General features: G+C 68.2%; 15 protein-coding genes, 1 tRNA gene and 2 pseudogenes. 4 read left to right on the top strand and 14 right to left on the bottom strand.

The window, feature by feature from the left end; genetic code table 11:
* Window positions 1-78: 78 nt before the first annotated feature.
* From ACIQF0_RS41730 to ACIQF0_RS41700, 7 genes are all read right to left on the bottom strand, one after another.
* Window positions 79-564, bottom strand: a complete 486-nt coding sequence (locus tag ACIQF0_RS41730) for a GNAT family N-acetyltransferase (protein ID WP_401039493.1) — start codon at window positions 562-564, stop codon at window positions 79-81.
* Window positions 565-577: 13 nt separating this feature from the next.
* The gene (locus ACIQF0_RS41725; RefSeq protein WP_401039490.1) at window positions 578-1,780 is read right to left on the bottom strand and encodes a cytochrome P450; all 1,203 of its coding nucleotides are present in this window, start codon (window positions 1,778-1,780) and stop codon (window positions 578-580) included.
* 57 nt (window positions 1,781-1,837) lie between these two features.
* The gene (locus ACIQF0_RS41720) at window positions 1,838-2,209 is read right to left on the bottom strand and encodes a hypothetical protein (protein ID WP_401039487.1); all 372 of its coding nucleotides are present in this window, start codon (window positions 2,207-2,209) and stop codon (window positions 1,838-1,840) included.
* Window positions 2,210-2,280: 71 nt separating this feature from the next.
* The gene (locus ACIQF0_RS41715; protein ID WP_401039484.1) at window positions 2,281-3,138 is read right to left on the bottom strand and encodes a hypothetical protein; all 858 of its coding nucleotides are present in this window, start codon (window positions 3,136-3,138) and stop codon (window positions 2,281-2,283) included.
* A 99-nt stretch (window positions 3,139-3,237) separates the two neighbouring features.
* Window positions 3,238-3,309, bottom strand: a tRNA-Val gene (locus tag ACIQF0_RS41710).
* A 36-nt stretch (window positions 3,310-3,345) separates the two neighbouring features.
* Window positions 3,346-3,810 (bottom strand): peroxiredoxin, encoded by a 465-nt coding sequence (locus tag ACIQF0_RS41705; RefSeq protein WP_401039481.1) that lies wholly within the window; start codon window positions 3,808-3,810, stop codon window positions 3,346-3,348.
* 81 nt (window positions 3,811-3,891) lie between these two features.
* Complete coding sequence (locus tag ACIQF0_RS41700) at window positions 3,892-4,323, bottom strand: DUF3052 domain-containing protein (RefSeq protein WP_191305365.1); 432 nt, start codon at window positions 4,321-4,323, stop codon at window positions 3,892-3,894.
* A gap of 319 nt (window positions 4,324-4,642) precedes the next feature.
* Between ACIQF0_RS41700 and aceE the strand changes: the two genes are divergently transcribed.
* Complete coding sequence (aceE, locus tag ACIQF0_RS41695; protein ID WP_360042217.1) at window positions 4,643-7,402, top strand: pyruvate dehydrogenase (acetyl-transferring), homodimeric type; 2,760 nt, start codon at window positions 4,643-4,645, stop codon at window positions 7,400-7,402.
* Window positions 7,403-7,450: 48 nt separating this feature from the next.
* Here aceE and ACIQF0_RS41690 read toward each other — a convergent pair whose 3' ends face one another.
* The 3 genes from ACIQF0_RS41690 to pnuC form a co-directional block, all read right to left on the bottom strand.
* Window positions 7,451-8,680, bottom strand: a complete 1,230-nt coding sequence (locus tag ACIQF0_RS41690) for a GNAT family N-acetyltransferase (RefSeq protein ID WP_401039478.1) — start codon at window positions 8,678-8,680, stop codon at window positions 7,451-7,453.
* A 116-nt stretch (window positions 8,681-8,796) separates the two neighbouring features.
* Window positions 8,797-9,969, bottom strand: a complete 1,173-nt coding sequence (locus ACIQF0_RS41685) for a M14 family zinc carboxypeptidase (protein ID WP_401039477.1) — start codon at window positions 9,967-9,969, stop codon at window positions 8,797-8,799.
* Window positions 9,966-10,589 carry a nicotinamide riboside transporter PnuC gene (gene pnuC / locus ACIQF0_RS41680; protein WP_360042208.1) on the bottom strand — a complete coding sequence of 208 codons (624 nt, stop codon included), beginning with the start codon at window positions 10,587-10,589 and terminating at the stop codon, window positions 9,966-9,968. The genes ACIQF0_RS41685 and pnuC overlap by 4 nt, the downstream gene beginning before the upstream one ends.
* Before the next feature lie 55 nt (window positions 10,590-10,644).
* Here pnuC and ACIQF0_RS41675 point away from each other — a divergent pair, with 55 nt between their 5' ends.
* On the top strand, window positions 10,645-11,754 hold the full coding sequence (locus tag ACIQF0_RS41675) for a phytase (RefSeq protein ID WP_401039474.1): 1,110 nt from the start codon (window positions 10,645-10,647) through the stop codon (window positions 11,752-11,754).
* A complete protein-coding gene (locus ACIQF0_RS41670; protein WP_401039472.1) occupies window positions 11,742-12,779 on the top strand; it encodes a winged helix DNA-binding domain-containing protein in 1,038 nt (345 codons plus the stop codon). Before ACIQF0_RS41675 ends, ACIQF0_RS41670 begins: the two co-directional genes overlap by 13 nt.
* On the opposite strand, the gene ACIQF0_RS41665 is transcribed toward ACIQF0_RS41670, so the two are convergent.
* From ACIQF0_RS41665 to ACIQF0_RS41655, 3 genes are all read right to left on the bottom strand, one after another.
* Window positions 12,776-13,819 (bottom strand): glucose-1-phosphate thymidylyltransferase, encoded by a 1,044-nt coding sequence (locus tag ACIQF0_RS41665; RefSeq protein WP_360042200.1) that lies wholly within the window; start codon window positions 13,817-13,819, stop codon window positions 12,776-12,778. The genes ACIQF0_RS41670 and ACIQF0_RS41665 overlap by 4 nt on opposite strands.
* 140 nt (window positions 13,820-13,959) lie before the next feature.
* Window positions 13,960-14,730 carry a hypothetical protein gene (locus tag ACIQF0_RS41660; protein WP_401039468.1) on the bottom strand — a complete coding sequence of 257 codons (771 nt, stop codon included), beginning with the start codon at window positions 14,728-14,730 and terminating at the stop codon, window positions 13,960-13,962.
* 207 nt (window positions 14,731-14,937) lie between these two features.
* On the bottom strand, window positions 14,938-16,494 hold the full coding sequence (locus tag ACIQF0_RS41655; RefSeq protein WP_401039466.1) for an alpha/beta fold hydrolase: 1,557 nt from the start codon (window positions 16,492-16,494) through the stop codon (window positions 14,938-14,940).
* A gap of 120 nt (window positions 16,495-16,614) precedes the next feature.
* Here ACIQF0_RS41655 and ACIQF0_RS41650 point away from each other — a divergent pair.
* Window positions 16,615-17,766, top strand: a pseudogene (locus ACIQF0_RS41650) (PucR family transcriptional regulator); the annotation flags it as partial.
* Here the strand turns inward: ACIQF0_RS41650 and ACIQF0_RS41645 are convergent.
* A pseudogene (locus ACIQF0_RS41645) lies at window positions 17,741-17,845 on the bottom strand (hypothetical protein); the annotation flags it as partial. The pseudogenes ACIQF0_RS41650 and ACIQF0_RS41645 sit on opposite strands and share 26 nt — an antisense overlap.
* Window positions 17,846-17,972: the final 127 nt, after the last annotated feature.

Here is a 17,972-nt window from a genome sequence, read left to right as displayed (position 1 = left end):
GTTACGTCTCAAATGGACTTGGGGATAGCCCTGGTCAGACGCATTGGGGTTGATCCCCTAATCCCCCGCTGAACGCTCTCACGCCCCCATGTCCCACGATGCGGGCGAAAACGAGTAGCGCTGCTCCACACGGCCGTTGCGCGGATGCGGCACGGGGGCGCCGACCTTGATCCACCCGAGGCGTTCGTAGAGCCGCACGCCCCGGACGTTGTCGACGTAGACCAGCAGCTCGGCCTTCTCGTATCCATTCTTGATCAACGCATCGGGCAGCGCGCGCAGCAACGCCTCGCCGACGCCCTTGCCCCACGCGTCCGGATGCACGCCCACGTAGTTGATGTAGGCGGTGTCCGTCTCTTGTGGACCTCCGGCGATGAAACCCACGGCCTCACCGTCCTCCTGCGCGAGCAGCAGCAACGAAGGCTCGTTCGCGAGAGCGCTCTCCACGCCGGGCCTAGCCGCTTCGAGCGACGGAACCTCGTCGTAGCCGTCCCTCTTCGCGACCGCGTGCGCCCAGATCAACGCGGCCGTGTCGACGTCTTCCTGTCCCCCTTGGATGATCTCCACGCAGGCCAGCGTGTCAGCGCCGGAGCACGACCGGAAGCGATTTAAGGCTGGCCATGATGTCGTTGTGCGTCACCGCGGGCTGCTCGTCGCCCGAGTAGGTGGTGCGCGGGAACCGGCTCGTGAGGTGCCGCAGCACGGTTTCGGTCTCCAGCCGGGCGAGCGCCGATCCCAGGCAGAAGTGCGGGCCGTGGCCGAACGTCACGTGGCCGGTCGTCTCGCGGTCGAGCCGGTACTCGTCGGCCTTCTCGTGCGCCTGCGGGCACCGTCCGGCGGCGCCGAGGTTGATCAGCAACAGCGTGTTCTCAGGGACCGAGGTGCCGTCGATCTCGACCGGCTCGGTGGTGATGCGGTGCGTGGCGCTGCGAACCGGCGAGTTGTGCCGCAGCGTCTCCTCGACGAGTTGTGGCACCAGGTTCGAGTCGGCCGCCGCTTTCTCCCACAGGCCGTTGTCCAACGCGTCGTGCACGACGTTCGCGATGAGGCTCGCTGTCGTCTCATGGCCCGCGACGACGAGAAGGAGCGCCATCGCCATGAGCTCGTCGTGGCTCAGGTGGTCGCCGTCGTCGCCGGCGGCTGTGGTCAACGCTCCGAACAGCGACCTGGAATCCAGGGCGTTGCTCGTGAGCAACGTGTGGAAGTAACCGCCCAGCGCGTCGCTCGCGGGCTGCGACACTTCGGGATCCATCGACATCATCGTCTCGATCAACGTGCGGACGTGCGCGCGATCTTCCGCCGGCAGCCCGAGAACCTCGCCGATGACGTGCATCGGCATCGGCACGGCCAACTCGGCGACGAGGTCGATCTCCTCGTTCTCCGCGAGCCCCCCGACGAGTTCCGCGGTGATCTCCTCGATGCGCGGCGCGAGCTGCTGCACCGCCTTGCCGTTGAACGCCTTGACCGCGAGCGCCCTGAGCCGGGCGTGCTGCGGGTTGTCGCTGTTGAGCATGCTCGGCCCGAACAGGCCCGCGAGATCCGTCTGCGTACTGCCCAGCTCCGTCAGCTGCCGCTTGATCTCGCGCTGCAGAGCCGCGCTGTCCTTGGAGAGCCGCTGGTCGACGAGCAGCTGGCGGGTGAGCTCCAACCCGACCGTGACCACCTGCATCTCGACGCCGTTGGGCAACGTCACGGCGTGCAGAGGCCCTTCGTCCCGTGCGTCGTCCTCGATCCGGTGGTGGTCACGTGCGCGCAAATCGCCGCCGGTCAACAAGTTCGACATGGCCGGTCTTCGCCTCCGTTTGGATTCGACTAAGACCGTTCTACCGTGCCGGCAAAGCTATTGGAGCGCGTCCAACGCACTGATCGTCTCGACCGAGGGCAACCGCGGCGGCTCGGCAGCGATGGCCTTCCGCCCGAGCACCCACTCCGGCAGGTGATGCCGGAGCGCGGCCCGTCCCTGGGCCGTGATGTCGACCGGCGCCGCCATCCCGTGGTCCATCGCCCGCTCGGGGCTGACCCACGTGATCCAGTCCCGCAACCGCAGGACCTCCAGGTCGTCCGAGTCCCACTGCTTGGCGGGCCGGTGCTCCAGGTACCAGCGCGTGGCACCGCGGTGCACGCCTCCTTGTTCGACCAGGGCGAGCAGCTTGACCTGCTCCTGCGTAACGGTGGTGGGGACGGGTTTCGCGGCCTTGCCCTTGCGCTTCACAGGTAGTCGTCGTCCTTCGGAGATGGCGAACCTCGAACAAGCTACGGCACCGTCTCAATTCGTTCCAGGGATCATGTGCAGTAGAAGGGCTCGGACATGTAGCAGTAGACGCCGTTCTGCCTGCTGGTCGTGCGGAACGGCTTTCCGTTGTTGCCAACGGTCTGCACGCCGCTCCTGCCCCCGGCCGACCAGTCGAGCTCGATCATCCACGTGCAGTCGCACGACAACGTGTGGGCGGAGACGGTGAAGACCTCCGGCTGGGTCGAGGAAACGCTGTAGGGGAACCGGATCGGATCGACCCTCAGCCCTTCCGCCGCCAGGCTGGCGGCGGCGTCAGGATCCAGGTCGTCCGGGAAGCTGACCGGCTGCTCCCGGTCCAGGTCGACGTCCATGTAGTGCGCGTTCACCGGCTCCCCGCACTGACCGCTGAGAATCGTTCCCTTCAGCGGCGGCTTCCTCTCCAGCACCTTGACCCGGATACCGGTGATCACGACGTTGCTGGTCGCCTCGTGCCCCTGTGCGGTGATGGTGAACGACGCCTCGCTCGCCTGTGCGCCGTCCTTGGTGTGCTCCCACGTGGCCCACCGGTCCGACCGGATCGACGGGTCCGACACCGCCTCGAGCTCCGCTGGCGACTTCGAAGCCACCCAGGCGAACCGGCAACCGTCCGTGAGGGTCTTCACAGCGACCGCCAGCGGTTCGGACGGCTTGGAAGGTGAGCTGCGGACGAGCACCACGGCGACAGCGGCCGCCACCGCGAGAAGGCACACGATGATCACGACCGCCCACCGCGGCCCGAGGTTGAACATGAAGTTGTTGCCGCGGAAGACACCGATGTTGCCGTGGCTGCTGCCCAGCTGGAAGACCGTCCCCGCGTCGCCGTCGACGGTGTTGGTGGTCTGGGAAGGTGGTTCAGGTCTCTCGTGCACCGGACGACCTCCTGCGCCGCAGCGGGGATCTACGCCCTTGCTGCTTCGACCGAGATCGTTCCGGCGTTACGGGATTCCACCTGAAAGAGGTGATCGCGGTGGGCGCGACAGGGATCGAACCTGCGACCGCTCGGGTGTAAACCGAGTGCTCTTCCGCTGAGCTACACGCCCCGGCCCGGCGCCGCGAAGCGCTGGGGTACAGCTACATCATGCCCTGAGGGAGGCTACGGCCTTCTTCCAGGCGTCCTGATCGCGGGCCTCACCCGGCGCGTTCACCTCGGCGAAGCGGACGACGCCGGCGGTGTCGACCAGGAACGTGCCCCGCAGCGCCATGCCTGCGGCCTCGTTGAACACGCCGTAGGACTGCGCGACGGCCCCGTGCGGCCAGAAGTCCGACAGCAGCGGGAACTGGTAGCCCTCCTGGTTCGCCCACGCCTTCAGCGCGAACGGGGAGTCCACGGACACGCCCAGCACCTGGACGTTCTCGTCCTCGTAGGTCGCCAGTTCGTCGCGCAGCTGGCAGAGCTCGCCGTGGCAGGTGCCGCTGAACGCGAACGGGTAGAAGACCAGGAGCACGTTCTTCTCGCCACGGAACGACGACAACGTCACAGGCTGCTTGTTGTAGTCGTTGAGCGTGAAGTCCGGGGCCTCCGAACCGACCTCGACCGCCATGAACCAAACCCCTCCGGTGCGACAAAGGACCACGAGCGCACCAGGCGCCCGTGGTTCAACCCTATGTCAGCCCGATGAGGGTCAGCGCTTGGCCTTGGCCGACTTCGGCCACACCAGGCGGATGCCCGCCCAGTCGTCGGCGACGCTGATGTTGGAGGTCTGGGACAGGCCAGCGGTGGGGACCGCTTCGGCGACGTCGCTCGGCTCCACGTGGCCGGGGCGGCCGGTCTTCGGGGTGAGAACCCAGATCACGCCGTCCTCGGCGAGCACGCCGGTGGCCTCGAGAAGGGCGTCAACCAGGTCGCCGTCGTCCTCCCGCCACCAGAGCAGCACGACGCTCACGGTCTCGTCGGCCTCCTCGTCGAGGAGATCTCCCCCGATCCGCTCCTCGACTGCGGCACGCAAGGCGTCGTCGACGTCCTCGTCCCAGCCGAGTTCCTGGACGACCATGCCCGATTCGATCCCGAGCTTCTCGGCGACGCCGATCTTGCCGGCGTCTTCCGCGGCGACCACGGTTTTCACTCCTCCAACTACGCAAGAGCGACAGCCCTAAGACTGCCGCCAGAGTCCGTTACTCGGGCTAGCGAACACTGTCAGCTACCTCCGGCGCAACTGTTGACCACGTGACACGCCGTAACAGGTACCCCTGTGGAGATCCCTACACTGGCATGAGGCACGCTCTACATACCTCTTATCGCGCGCGCGTGAGCGACACGATCCAGAACTACCGACCGGTAGCGATGACGAAGTCGCCACGCAAGGACAACGATAGGAGCGCGTGGCACGGTTTCCGGGCCATCGCGTGTACCGCCAACGAAGCCGAGGAGACACCTTGAGCCCGCAGAACACAGGCCCCGAGCGGGTACGTGTCATTCGCGACGGTCTCGCAGCCCACCTGCCGGACATCGACCCCGAAGAGACGTCCGAGTGGCTGGAGTCGTTCGACGAGGTGCTCAAGGGCGGCGGGCAACAGCGGGCTCGCTATCTGATGCTTCGCCTGCTGGAACGCGCGGGCCAGAACCAGGTCGGCATCCCCTCGCTGACCAGCACGGACTACGTCAACACCATCCCCACCGAGCGGGAGCCGTGGTTCCCCGGTGACGAGGAGGTGGAGCGTCGTTACCGTGCGTGGATCCGCTGGAACGCCGCGATGACGGTGCACCGCGCGCAGCGGCCCGGTGTGGGTGTCGGTGGACACATTTCGACGTACGCCTCCAGCGCGTCGCTCTACGAGGTCGGCTTCAACCACTTCTTCCGCGGCAAGAACCACCCCGGCGGCGGCGACCAGATCTTCATCCAGGGCCACGCCTCCCCCGGCGTGTACGCTCGCGCCTTCCTCGAGGGCCGGCTGAGCGAGCACCAGCTCGACGGCTTCCGCCAGGAGTACTCGCACGCCGGACCGGGCGGCGGTCTGCCGTCGTACCCGCACCCGCGCCTCATGCCGGACTTCTGGGAGTTCCCCACGGTCTCCATGGGCATCGGCCCGATGAACGCGATCTACCAGGCGCGATTCAACCGCTACCTGCGTGACCGCGGCTTCAAGGACACGTCCGACCAGCACGTGTGGGCGTTCCTCGGCGACGGCGAGATGGACGAGCCCGAGTCGCGCGGCCTGCTCCAGCTCGCCGCGAACGAGCAGCTGGACAACCTGACGTTCGTGGTCAACTGCAACCTGCAGCGCCTCGACGGCCCGGTGCGCGGCAACGGCAAGATCATCCAGGAGCTGGAGTCGTTCTTCCGCGGCGCCGGCTGGAACGTCATCAAGGTCGTCTGGGGCCGCGAGTGGGACGCGCTGCTGCACGCGGACCGCGACGGCGCGCTCGTCAACCTGATGAACAACACGCCCGACGGCGACTACCAGACGTACAAGGCGAACGACGGCGCGTACATCAAGGAGCACTTCTTCGGCCGCGACCCGCGGACGAAGGCGCTCGTCGACCCGATGACAGACGACGAGGTGTGGAACCTCAAGCGCGGCGGCCACGACTACCGCAAGGTCTACGCGGCCTACAAGGCGGCGACCGAGACCGTCGGCCAGCCGACCGTCATCCTCGCGAAGACGATCAAGGGCTACTCGCTCGGCAAGCACTTCGCGGCGCGCAACGCGACGCACCAGATGAAGAAGATGACCCTGGACGACCTCAAGGGTTTCCGGGACAGCCTGCGCATCCCGATCTCCGACGAGGTGCTCGAGAAGGACCCGTACCTGCCGCCGTACTACCACCCCGGGCAGGACAACCAGGAGATCCAGTACATGCTGGAGCGCCGCCGTCAGCTGGGTGGCTTCCTGCCGGAGCGCCGCACGAAGTCCAAGGCGCTGGTGCTGCCGGGCGACAAGGTCTACGAGGGCATCAAGCGCGGCTCCGGCAAGCAGGAGGTCGCCACGACGATGGCGTTCGTCCGGCTCGTCCGCGACCTCGCGAAGGACCCGGAGATCGGCCCGCGCATCGTGCCGATCATCCCGGACGAGGCACGAACGTTCGGCATGGACTCCATGTTCCCGACGCAGAAGATCTACAACCCGAACGGCCAGGCGTACACCTCGGTGGACGCCAACCTGATGCTCGCCTACAAGGAGTCCGAGCAGGGCCAGATCCTGCACGAGGGCATCAACGAGGCGGGTTCCACGGCGTCGTTCACGGCGGTCGGCACGTCCTACGCCACGCAGGGCGAGCCGATGATCCCGATCTACATCTTCTACTCGATGTTCGGTTTCCAGCGCACGGGCGACGGCCTGTGGGCGGCGGCGGACCAGATGGCGCGCGGCTTCGTGCTGGGTGCCACCGCGGGCCGCACCACGCTGACCGGTGAGGGCCTGCAGCACGCCGACGGCCACTCGCTGCTGCTGGCGCACACGAACCCGGCCGTGGTCTCGTACGACCCGGCGTGGTCCTTCGAGGTGGCGCACATCGTCAAGGACGGTCTGCGCAGGATGTACGGCGAGAACGCCGAGAACATCTTCTACTACATGACGGTCTACAACGAGCCGTACGTGCAGCCGGCCGAGCCGGAGGGCCTGGACGTGGAAGGCCTCCTGCGGGGCCTCTACAAGTACCAGGACGGCCCGCAGACCGGTGGCCCGCGTGCCCAGATCCTCGGGTCGGGTGTGGGCCTCCCGTGGGCGCTCAAGGCGCAGAAGCTGCTCGCCGAGGAGTGGGGCGTGTCGGCGGACGTGTGGTCCGCCACGTCGTACTCGGAGCTGCGCCGCGACGCCGTCGAGACCGACCGCCACAACCTGCTGCACGTGGACGCCGAGCCGCGCGTGCCGTACGTGACGCAGGTGCTCAAGGACGTGCAGGGCCCGGTCATCGCCGTGTCCGACTGGGCGTCGGCGATCCCGGACCTGATCCGCCCGTACGTCCCGACCGACATGACGACCCTGGGCACGGACGGCTTCGGCTTCTCCGACACCCGCCCGGCCGCCCGCCGCCACTTCCTGGTGGACGCGGAGTCCGTCGTCGTCGCCACGCTGGCCGCACTGGCCAGGCGCGGCGAGGTGGGCCAGGACAAGGTCGTCGAGGCGTCCCGCAAGTACCGCATCAACGACGTGCAGGCCGCTGGGCCTTCCACGGGCGACGCGGGCCTCGCGTAGTCACTCGCTGAACCGAAGGGCCGCTCCGCACGCGCGGGGCGGCCCTTTTCACGCCCTGAGGGCGTACTCGGTGAACTGACCGGCGATGGTGAACCCGAGACGCCGGTAGACGGTCTCACCGTCCTCAGAGGCCTGTAGAACGGCAATGCGGTACCCCTCGGCGCGTGCGGTGCGCAGCGCGGCCAACGTGATCGCACCGCCGTAGCCGCGCCGGCGTACTCCGGCGAGGGTCGCGATGTTGTAGATCCCGGCGACTCCGGCGTGCAGGAACACCTCCGCCGTGCACACCGCCCTGCCGTCCACGTACCCGAGGAGGTAGCGCGCCTGACTCTCCAACGCGTGCGCTGCGGCCTCGCCGTAGAAGCGGCGGACCGTCGCGGCGGGCGGATCCCAGTTCGCGGCGAGGATCGTGGCGTAGTCGTCGAGGTCTGCCTCGGTGGTCACCCGCCGGATCTCCAGTCCTTCGGCGTACGGCTCGGGCAGTGCGGCGTCGGCGAGGTCCATCCACATCGCGGCCTCGGTCTCCGCCTGCACGACACCGGCCCGCACCAGTGCCGCGCCGAGGTCGGCCGGGGTCGAGGCGGGGCCGACCCACCACGAGTGCGGACGCCCGGTCGCCTTCACCGCACGGACCGTCTCGGCGACGCGAGCCGTCACGTCGTCCGCGGTGAACCGGGCCACCGCGACGATGTTGAACGTGTCGTCGTCCAGGCCGCTGTCCGCGATCACCAGGTCGTCCGTCTCGGCCACGGTCGCGCCCGCGAGACGCCGGTGGAGGTGGCAGGCGTGCTCGGCGAGGTTCTGCTCCGTGCTCGTCAGCAGGCCGGTGGTGACCTGACGCAACGATTCGTCGGCAGGCTCGACGTAGTCGTACTCGTCGACGTCGAGAGAGGCGCGCACCGATGCGAGAAAAGCGAGCGACTCGGCGGAGATCCACCAGCCGATGCCTGATCTGTCGTCGTTCCTGGCGCCGTCACGGCAGTAGCGCACGACGACGAGGCTGGCTGATACATCGGATATCGCCGTGAGTGCGACGAGTTCGTCGTGGAAGGGACGCAGCCGGAAGACGACGTGCTCGATCTGCTCGTCGAGCCGCTTCGCACCGCGGTCGACGATCTTCCACACGTGCGCCCGCGGAATGTCGTGCTCCGGCCGCTTGCTGCCGCGGACGAGCACCTCGTCCGGCTCCAGCCCCAGACGACGAGCGATCTCGACGGCGGACGTCGTGTCGCTCTTGAGGGCGAAGTAGGCGTACTGCTCGACTCGCACGCCGCCCATCGGACCACGTCCCAAGATCACCCGCGACCGATATATCAGTTCGCCGGTGCACCGGTTGTGCAATGGACGTTTGCGGACGACCGCAAACGTCCATTGCAAAATGGCAGGTCAGAGGGTTAACACTGGGCGATGGGCTGGGCAGACAGGAGCGGGCCGTCGGCTCGCGCGTCCAGCAGCAGCGGGACCAGGGCGCGGGCCTCCTGCTTCAGCGGCACGATGCGGTCGCCGCCTCGCAGGTACTGGGACGTGATGCCGTGCAGCGCCAGTTCGTCCTGCACGTCGCGGTACTGCGCGCCGGTCAGCACGTACCCGCATGGCGGGGTGGTCACCACGTCCGAGGGATCCGGGGCCTGGTTGTCGGCGCCGCCGAAGTAGATCGGGCCGGTGCGGACGGCGCGCGACGCCGCGTTGGCCGCCTCGATGCCGGACCGGTTCACGCGGACGAACGACTGGGTGCCGTCCAGCGCGAGCAGATGGGACTGGACGCGGTAAGCCGGGGTGTTGTCGACGTTGGTCTCGACCAGCAGGCCCATGCCGTGCTTCAACCCGCCCGTGTTGCGGAGGATGCGTTCCTGGCCATCACCCGCGATCTGGCCGGTCGGTTCGCCGGTCTCCGGGTCGATCAGGATGCCGTAGACGCCGGAAGTGCGGCCGGCCGCCTCCACCGAGGGCCGGACGTACGAGCGGGACAGCGTCTCCGAGAGCGAGTGCACGCCGTCAGCGACGTTCAGGTTGCGCGGCCACAGCCAGAGGACGTCCTTCACGTAGTACGGCTCGGACGGGCCGAACTCGTGCAGGTCGTGGATGACGTCGGGCTGCCAGTCGCGGATCACCGAGGCCATCGCGCGGGCCTCGGCGGAGCGCAGCAGCAGGTGGTCGCGGTTGATGTCGATGCCGGACGAGTTGCCGCGGGTGTCGGCCACGCGGCCGTCCGGGTTGGCGTTCGGGACGAACAGGTAGGTCACGTCGGACGAGCGCGGCAGCGAACGCATGCGGATCAGGCACGCCTCGCGGCCGGCGGGTTCGTCGCCGTGCTGCGAGCAGATGAAGAGAACCACCGTGCGCGCGGAGCGGGAGCCGACGCGCACGAGTTGGACGGGGCGGCCCTGGGCGGTGACGCCGATCTCCGTCACGGGGAGGCCGGTGGCGCGCAGGTAGGCCTGTTCCTCGGCCTCGGTGGTCCACTTGCCGGTGAGCTCGAATCCGGTGCGCGGCTCGGGAGCGGCGACGGCCGGAACGGCTACCAGCGACGAGACAGCGGTCAGCAGAGCGATCAACAGTCCCCTCATAGAGGAGACTTTGCCGCCTGTGTCAACCGGCGGGCGGTGCGGTTCCAGTCGACGAAACCGTGGATCACCAGGCCCGCGAAGATCACGTAGACGAACGCGCTGAAGTACAGGCCCGACTGGATCTGCAACGGCACGCCGACGGCGTCGACCACCAGCCACACCAGCCAGAACTCCACCAACCCGAGGCCCTGCAACGCGAAGGCCAGGATCGTGCCGATGAAGATCGCGGCGTCCGGCCACGGTGCCCACGAGGCGTCCAGGGCGTCCAGCACCAGTGCGAACGCGATCGTGCCGACGACGAAGGCGCCGGCCACGGCGGCACGTTCCCGCCAGGACCCCTTGCGCACCACCACACCGAAGACCGGGTCACGGCGACGCACCCACGCGTACCAGCCGTAGACGGCGATCGCACCAACGGCGACCTGCCTGGTCGCCAGGCCACCCAGGTGCGCCGACATGTACACGGTGAACAGCAAAGCGACCGAGACCAGCTGAACGGGCCAGGTCAAGAGTGAACGGCGCTGCGCGAGGAACACCACCGCGAGCGCCAGCACCTGCCCGACCAGCTCCGTGTAAGCGATCTTCTGGCCGAAGAGCGTCAATCCCACGTCGTACCACACGGTCTGTTCCCCCGCGGTTCAGTCGCAGTACATCGGTGTTTCCTACGGTCCCACCATGTCATCTTCCTTAGCACTGGCGCTCGTCCCTTTGTTCCTCACCGCCCCTGCGACGCCCGTCATCACACCGACGGTCATCACGCAGACGTTCGAGGAGCCTGCCGACGCGGACGATCCCGCCATCTGGGTGAACCCGCGCAACATCGAACGCAGTGTGGTCCTGGGCACACTCAAGGAAGGCGGCTTGGCGGCGTTCGACCTGAACGGCCGCACGATCGGCGTCCACCCGGCGCCGCTGCCGCCCACGCCCGACGCGAAGCCCGGCCGCTTCAACAACGTCGACGTCCTCGGCGACCTGGCGTTCGTCAGCGACCGCGGCCGTGACCGCGTCCGGGTGTTCCAAGTGGACGAACGCGGCGTGAAGGACGTCACGAACCCCGCGACCAGGCCGGTGTTCTCCAGGACCGAGGCAGAGGTCGACGAGCAGCACACCGCCTACGGCCTCGCCGCCGGTCGCGTAGACGGCAAGGACGTCGTCGTCGCGAGCCGGCGCAACGAGACCAGCATCGCGCTCCTCCAGGTCCAGAAGGGCAAGACCTACGACACCAGGAAGGTGTCCACTCTGGACCTTCCGAGCACCTTCACCCTGCCCGACGGCAAGAAGTGGACCGTCTGCGGCGAGCCGGGCGAGGGCCCGCAGGTCGAGGGCATGGTGATCGACGAGAGCACGAACACCCTGTACGCCGCGCAGGAAGATGTCGGCATCTGGCGGATCCCGTTGCGTTCCAACGGCTTCGGCAAGCCGCAGCTCGTCGACAAGGTCCGCACGTGGGGCGCGCCGCAGAGGTACAACCCCGAGACCGAGGAGTGCGAGGCCGACGGCCCGAACCCCGGCTTCGGCGGCAAGTGGCTCGAGGCCGACGCCGAGGGCCTCACGATCGCGGACGACGTGCTGCTCGCGTCCAGCCAGGGCGACTCGCGGTTCGTCGCGTACCGCAAGGCCGACATGAAGCCGCTCAAGGACTTCCGGATCAAGGACGTCGAGCACTCCGACGGCGCCGACATCGTCCTGGGCAGGATCAACCTGCTCGTCGTCCACGACGGCGAACGGCCGAACGGCACCGGATTCGCGTTCGTCCGGCATAACCTGTCCCGATGGGGACTCTGAGCCTGGACCAGCTCAACAGAGCACTGATCGAACGCCAGATGCTGCGCGAGCGCGCGAACCAGAGCGCGCTCGCCACCATCGAGCACCTCTTCGGCATCCAGGCGCAGGAACCGAAGTCGCCCTACGTCGGCCTCTGGACGCGACTGAACGACTTCCAGCCGCAGGAGCTCGAAGACCTCCTGACCAACCGGGAAGCCGTCCGCATGCTCCTGATGCGCGGCACGATCCACCTGGTCAGCGCGCGGGACGCGCTCGGCCTGCGGCCCCACACCCAGCTCAGGCTCGACCGCGAACTGCAGAGCGGCCCGTTCGCCGCCCGCCTCCGGGGACTCGACTTCGACGAGATCGCCGAAGCGGGCCGCAAGATCCTCGACGAGACCCCGCAGGGCACCGCGGAAGCCGGCAAGCAGCTCGAACAACGCTGGCCCGACCGCGAGCACACCGTCCTCGGCAACGCCCTGCGCAACAAGCTCGCCCTGGTCCAACTCCCGCCGCGCGGCTTCTGGCACAAGAGCGGCCGAGTGGTCTGCACGACCGTCGAGAACTGGCTCGGGCAGCCGCAACGGGCCATGGACAAGCAGGAACTCGTCCTGCGCTACCTCAGGGCGTTCGGCCCGGCCTCCGTCATGGACGCCCAGCAGTGGTCCGGCCTCACCAGGCTCGCCGAGACGTTCGCGGCGCTGCGCCCGCGGCTCGTGACGTTCCGGAACGAGGCGGGCAAGGAGCTGTTCGACCTCCCCGACTCCCCGCGCCCCGACCCGGAAACGCCGGTGCCGGTGAGGCTGCTGCCCGAGTTCGACAACATCCTGCTCGCCCACGCCGACCGCAGGAGGGTCATCGCCGACGACAGGCTCAGCGTCGTCATCGGCGGGAAGCCCACGGTCCTCGTCGACGGCTACGTCGTCGCCACCTGGGTGATCACCAAGGAACGCCGCGTCACCGTCGACTACATCGACCAGCTGGACAGGAGCAGGCAGAAGGCGGTCGCCCAGGAGTGCGACCGCCTTCAGGACTGGATCAACTAGGCGGCGACTTCGACGTGCGCGCCGTCGCCGACGACCAGCCGGTGCTGGCGCGCCGAACCGACGCGGGCCCGGCGGCCGATCAACGACGTCTCGATCCCGGAGACGTTGTGCACGGACGCCTCGTTCAGCACGATCGAGTCGGCCACCCCGGACTCGACGATCCGGCAGTCCGCGCCGATCGACGTGTACGGCCCGATGATCGACTCCTCGACCAGAGTCCCGGCGCCGATGATCACGGGCCCGACGATGCACGACCGCACCACGCGCGCACCCTCCTCGACCACGACGTCACCGATCAGCCGGGACTCGTCGTCGACGATGCCCTGGATGTCCGTCCGCAGGCCCATGAGCAGCTCGCGGTTGCACTCCAGGACGTCCTCGACCTTGCCGGTGTCCTTCCAGAACCCCGAGTACATCCGCGCCCGCACATCGCGTTCGTGCGTCACCAGCCACTGCAGCGCGTCGGTGATCTCGAACTGGCCGCGCCACGACGGCTCGATCGCGTCGACCGCGGCGTGGATCGCGGGGGTGAAGAAGTAGACGCCGATCATCGCGAGGTCGCTGCGCGGCTCCTGGGGGTGCTCGATCAGCCGCGTCACGCGCGAGTTCTCGTCCACCTCCGCGACGCCGTACAGCCGCGGGTCCTCGACCTTGTCCACGAGCACCTGCGCGGACGGCCGCAACCGCTCGAACTCGTCGGCGATCTGGGCGATTCCTTCAACGAGAACGTTGTCGCCCACGTACATCACGAAGTCGTCGTCACCGAGGAACGGCCGGGCGATCCGCACGCAGTGCGCGAGGCCCAGCGCCACGTCCTGCTGGATGTAGGTGATCGAGACACCCAGGTACGCGCCATCGCCGAACAGCTCGGAGATCTCCTGCGCGCCGTCGCCCACGACGATGCCGATGTCGGTGATGCCGACGTCCCGCAGGTTCTCCACGACGTACTCGAGCACCGGCTTGTTCGCGATGGGGACGATCTGCCGTGGCAGCGAGTATCCGGCCGGGCGTACGCCCGCGGACAGCACAAGGGCTTTCATAGGTCCTCCACCGCGACGGAACAGTTCGGGTGGATACGAGGCTGCGGCCGGGCACTGGACCGGAACTGGAGAACTGTCAGAACACCAGAAAGGGGCCGTGCGCAAGATGTTTGCGCACGGCCCCTTCCACGAGGTGAGAACTACCTCTCGGACATCGGGCTGCCCGACGGAGGCGTCTGCATGTCACCCATGCGGCCGCCCACGGTCTGCGGCATCTCCTGCGACGCACGCGGCATCGGCGACTGGGTCTGCGCCTCGTCCTGCACGCGGGTCAGCCAGCCCTCCCAGCGCTGCTGCATCGGGCGGACCAGGCCGCCACCCACACCGATGACGATCACGCCGGCGACGGTGGCGAGCACGGCGATCAAGACCGGCATGGTCACCGAGATCGCGATGCCCAGCTGGTTGAGCGCCGCGATGACGCCGAGCGCCATCACGAAGCCGTAGGTGATGTTGCCCATGATCTTCGTGTACGAGCGCTGGCCGAGCGCGCCGGTCACGAGGCCCTTGAGCGCCGTGCCGATGGCCGACGCGACGATCACGAGCACCAGGGCCACGACGATGCGCGGCAGGTACGCGATGACCTCGTTGAGCAGCGTGCTGACCGGGTTCGAGGCGCCGAAGACGCCGAACGCCAGCTGCAGCGCGATGAGCAGCACGAAGTAGTACACGATCTTGGCGATGAGGCCGGACGCGTCCATCGACGACTGCCGCATCGCGCCGTTGAGGCCCGACTTGTCGACGAGCTTCTCGAAGCCGACGCGCTTGAGCAGGAAGCCGACGCCCTTCGCGAGCGCCTTGGCGATGAACCAGCCGATGACCAGAACGAGCAGGAAGCCGAGCAGCTTCGGCACGAACGTGGCGATCATCGCCCACGCCTGGCCCAGGCCCTCGGTGATTTGCGAGCCCACGGGCCCTCCAAGATCAAAAGTTGCGGTGAGTGAAGATCAGACGAGGTGATCGTTTCGTGGATCACACCGCTCCACAACTTCGACACTGCTACACGAAAGGGTGGCTGACGTGGATTTTTGTCGCAATACAGTCCAGAGTGGAACTACCGGTGGGGACCGGGGAGAGGGAAGCGCCCGCCACGCTCCGTGGCGGGCGCTTCCACATTTCTACGGTCGTGCGGAGAGTCCCCTGCCGTCCAGATAGGCCTGGATCCCCTCGGGGGACAACGCCGGCGCCGCGCCTCCCTGCCCGTCCTTCGGCACGTCGGGCCGCGGGTCACCGGCGCACTCGGAACTGCTGCCCGGCAGCGCCCCGTCGATCAGGTACCGGTTGACCTTGTCGTCGACGCACTTGTTGCCGCCGTTGTAGAGGCCGTGCTTGCCCTCGTCGGTGACGGTGATGAGGTTGTGCCCGAGCCGCTGGGCCATCGCCGGGCCGCTCGCGTACTGGGTCTGCGTGTCGCCCTCGGACTGCACGACGATGCCGATCGGGTAGCCGTTGCGACCGAGCCTGACCGGCGCCTCCGGCGGCGTGAACGAGCGGAACGTGCAGGTCATCGGCGCGGCGCGGACGATGCCGAAGCCGTACGGGTAGCGCTCGCGGAACATCCGCATGTCCTCGTAGTAGACGTGCAGGTCGGTCGGCCAGTCCGACTCGCAGGTGACCGTGTCGAACACGCCCGACCGCAGCTCCTCCAGCCCGGTCTTCGCAAGCACCTCACCGGCCTTGGCGCCCTCGGCGTTGTCCGGCTTCTCCCCCGACCTCAGCTTGATCACGATCGACGCCAGATCAGACCACAGTGGACGGTAGCGCGCACCGACACCCGTTGCGCCGTCGAAGGAAGAGCGGTTGTGCTCACCGATCGGCGTGGCGTGCAGCTTCGCCGCCACCTTCTCGACCTCGGCCAGCACCTCGTCGCGCGACTTGCCCAGTCCGAACTTCTCGTTGCGCTCCCCCGCCCACGCCGCCCACGCCTCGACGTCCATCCGGTAGGCCACGGCCTGCTGGCGGAACTGCTCGTGCCAGACCCACTCCGGGTGCACGGCCGAGTCGAGCACGCTGCGGTCGAGCCGGTTCGGGAACAACGTCCCGTACACCGCGCCCAGGTACGTGCCGTAGGAGTAACCCAGGTAGTTGATCTTCTGCTCACCGAGCACGGCACGCACGACGTCCATGTCCCGCGCGGTGTTCGCGGTGCTGATGAACTGCCGGATCCCGCCGCCCGACTTCTGGCACGCCTCCTCGGCCTCGCGCGCCTCGGCCGCCCACTTGCCGAACTCGCCGTCGGCGGGCCTCGACTCCGGCTCGGCGATCGCGGGCGCGGCGCGGCAGTTCAGCGCCGTCGACCCGCCGACGCCGCGCGGGTCGATGCCGATCACGTCGTAGACCTGCGAGAGCTCGGACTTCCCCAGGAACAGCGGCAGGCCGAGCCCCGAGCCGCCAGGTCCACCCGGATTGGTGAACAGCGCGCCACGCCTGCGATCGGCCGCCACCGCCTTCTTCCGGCTGATCGTCAGGTTGATCCTGTCGCCACCGGGTTTGGCGTAGTCGAGCGGCGCGACGAGCGTGGCGCATTCCAGTTCGGCGAGTTTTCCGCTGCACGGCGCCCACTTCACCGGTTGGGCGTGGAACTCGGCCAGCGGGTCGGGCGGATCAGCCGCGGCGGTCACGCTCGTCGTCAGCAACGCCACCACGCTCAGGGCAAGTGCCGGGAACCTACGCAAGACGAACCTCCGCGCCGCACTGAAAGATCTCTCCCGCCCGACGGTATGGCCGCGCAAACAGCCACATGGGTTCTGTCACCCATCCCGGTGATGTCCCCTCCTGAGCCCTAAGCTGCGGGTATGACCAGCAGCAAGGCGAAGGAGGAGCACCCGCCCACGCTCTCCGCCCGCACGATGCGCAAGATCGAACGCGCGTCGGGTTCGCTCGCCACCGCCAGCGTGGCCGAGATGGAACGGCGGCTGTCGTGGTTCGCGCGAATGCCCGCGGACCAGCGCGCGAGCGTGCTGCTGCTGATCCAGAACGGCGTGGCCGGGTTCGTCGAGTGGCTGCACGACCGGCAGCAGGCGATCCGGCTCACCGCGGACGCGTTCCGCAGCGCCCCCAAGGACATCTCCCGCTGGGTCAGCCTGCGCCAGACCGTGGAACTGGTCCGGATAGCGCTGGAGCTGTTCGAGGAGCAGATGCCGCAGATGGCGGCGGACGAGGCGGAGCGCGCGCTGCTGATGGAGGGCGTGCTGCGGTACGGGCGGGAGATCGCCTTCTCGGCCGCCACCTCGTACGCGACCGCCGCCGAGGCGCGCGGCGCGTGGGACGCGCGGCTGGAAGCTCTGGTCGTGGACGGCATCGTGCGTGGCGACCCCGAGGAGTCGCTGCTGTCCCGCGCCGCCGCGCTCGGCTGGGACCCGGCGATCGAGGCCACGGTGCTGGTCGGCAACCCGGGCGGCGAGGACCCTCCGACGATCATCTACTCGGTGCGCAGCAAGGCCGCCCGCGCCGGCCGGCCGGTGCTGCTGTCCGTGCAGGGCTCCCGGCTCGTCGTCGTGCTCGGTGGTCCGACCGAGACCGGGGAGGACGTGCTGGGCCGCATCTCCGAGGGCTTCGGCGAAGGTCCCGTGGTCGCCGGACCCACCGTGACCAGCCTTTCCGAGGCTCATCGCAGCGCCAGCGACGCGCTGAGCGGCCTGCGCGCGGTCGTCGGCTGGCCCGCGGCGCCGCGGCCCGTTCGCTCGCTCGACCTGTTGCCGGAACGCGCGCTGGCCGGCGATCCGGAGGCCGAGTGGCAGCTGGTGGACAGGGTCGCGCGGCCGTTGGAGGACGCCGGCGGCGCGTTGCTGGAGACCGTGGACGCCTTCCTGGAGGTAGGGGGCGTGCTGGAGACGTGCGCGAAAAGACTGTTCGTGCACCCGAACACGGTCAGATATCGCCTTCGGCGCGTTCAGGAAATGACGGGAAGAAATGCACATGACGCTCGAGACGCGCTTGTGCTTCGCGTCGCTTTGTCTGTAGGACGCCTTGCTCGCGCCCGGGGCCTGTGGTAGCCGAACGGGCTGTGACGGACTTCGCACACATCCGTTGGGGTGAGGGCCAAACGATCCCTCACCGCGCTGAGCTGGGCTTACGTCGCGGAGCGTTCACCTGGCAGACACTTTTGTAGGATCTCTACAAATACGATCGCAGTACTTCGTTCTTTACAGCA

It is taken from the genome of Lentzea sp. NPDC092896 (assembly GCF_044754905.1).
GTDB lineage: Bacteria > Actinomycetota > Actinomycetes > Mycobacteriales > Pseudonocardiaceae > Lentzea.
Note: the sequence above shows the minus strand (reverse complement) of the source record. Positions and strands in the feature narration are given on the sequence as shown.

Bases quoted from the DNA above. Each gene is read 5' to 3' on its own strand.
- ACIQF0_RS41725 (WP_401039490.1), bottom strand. From the start codon at position 1,780: ATGTCGAACTTGTTGACCGGCGGCGATTTGCGCGCACGTGACCACCAC.
- ACIQF0_RS41705 (WP_401039481.1), bottom strand. From the start codon at position 3,810: ATGGCGGTCGAGGTCGGTTCGGAGGCCCCGGACTTCACGCTCAACGAC.
- ACIQF0_RS41690 (WP_401039478.1), bottom strand. From the start codon at position 8,680: ATGGGCGGCGTGCGAGTCGAGCAGTACGCCTACTTCGCCCTCAAGAGC.
- ACIQF0_RS41685 (WP_401039477.1), bottom strand. From the start codon at position 9,969: ATGAGGGGACTGTTGATCGCTCTGCTGACCGCTGTCTCGTCGCTGGTA.
- ACIQF0_RS41675 (WP_401039474.1), top strand. From the start codon at position 10,645: ATGTCATCTTCCTTAGCACTGGCGCTCGTCCCTTTGTTCCTCACCGCC.
- ACIQF0_RS41670 (WP_401039472.1), top strand. From the start codon at position 11,742: ATGGGGACTCTGAGCCTGGACCAGCTCAACAGAGCACTGATCGAACGC.
- ACIQF0_RS41665 (WP_360042200.1), bottom strand. From the start codon at position 13,819: ATGAAAGCCCTTGTGCTGTCCGCGGGCGTACGCCCGGCCGGATACTCG.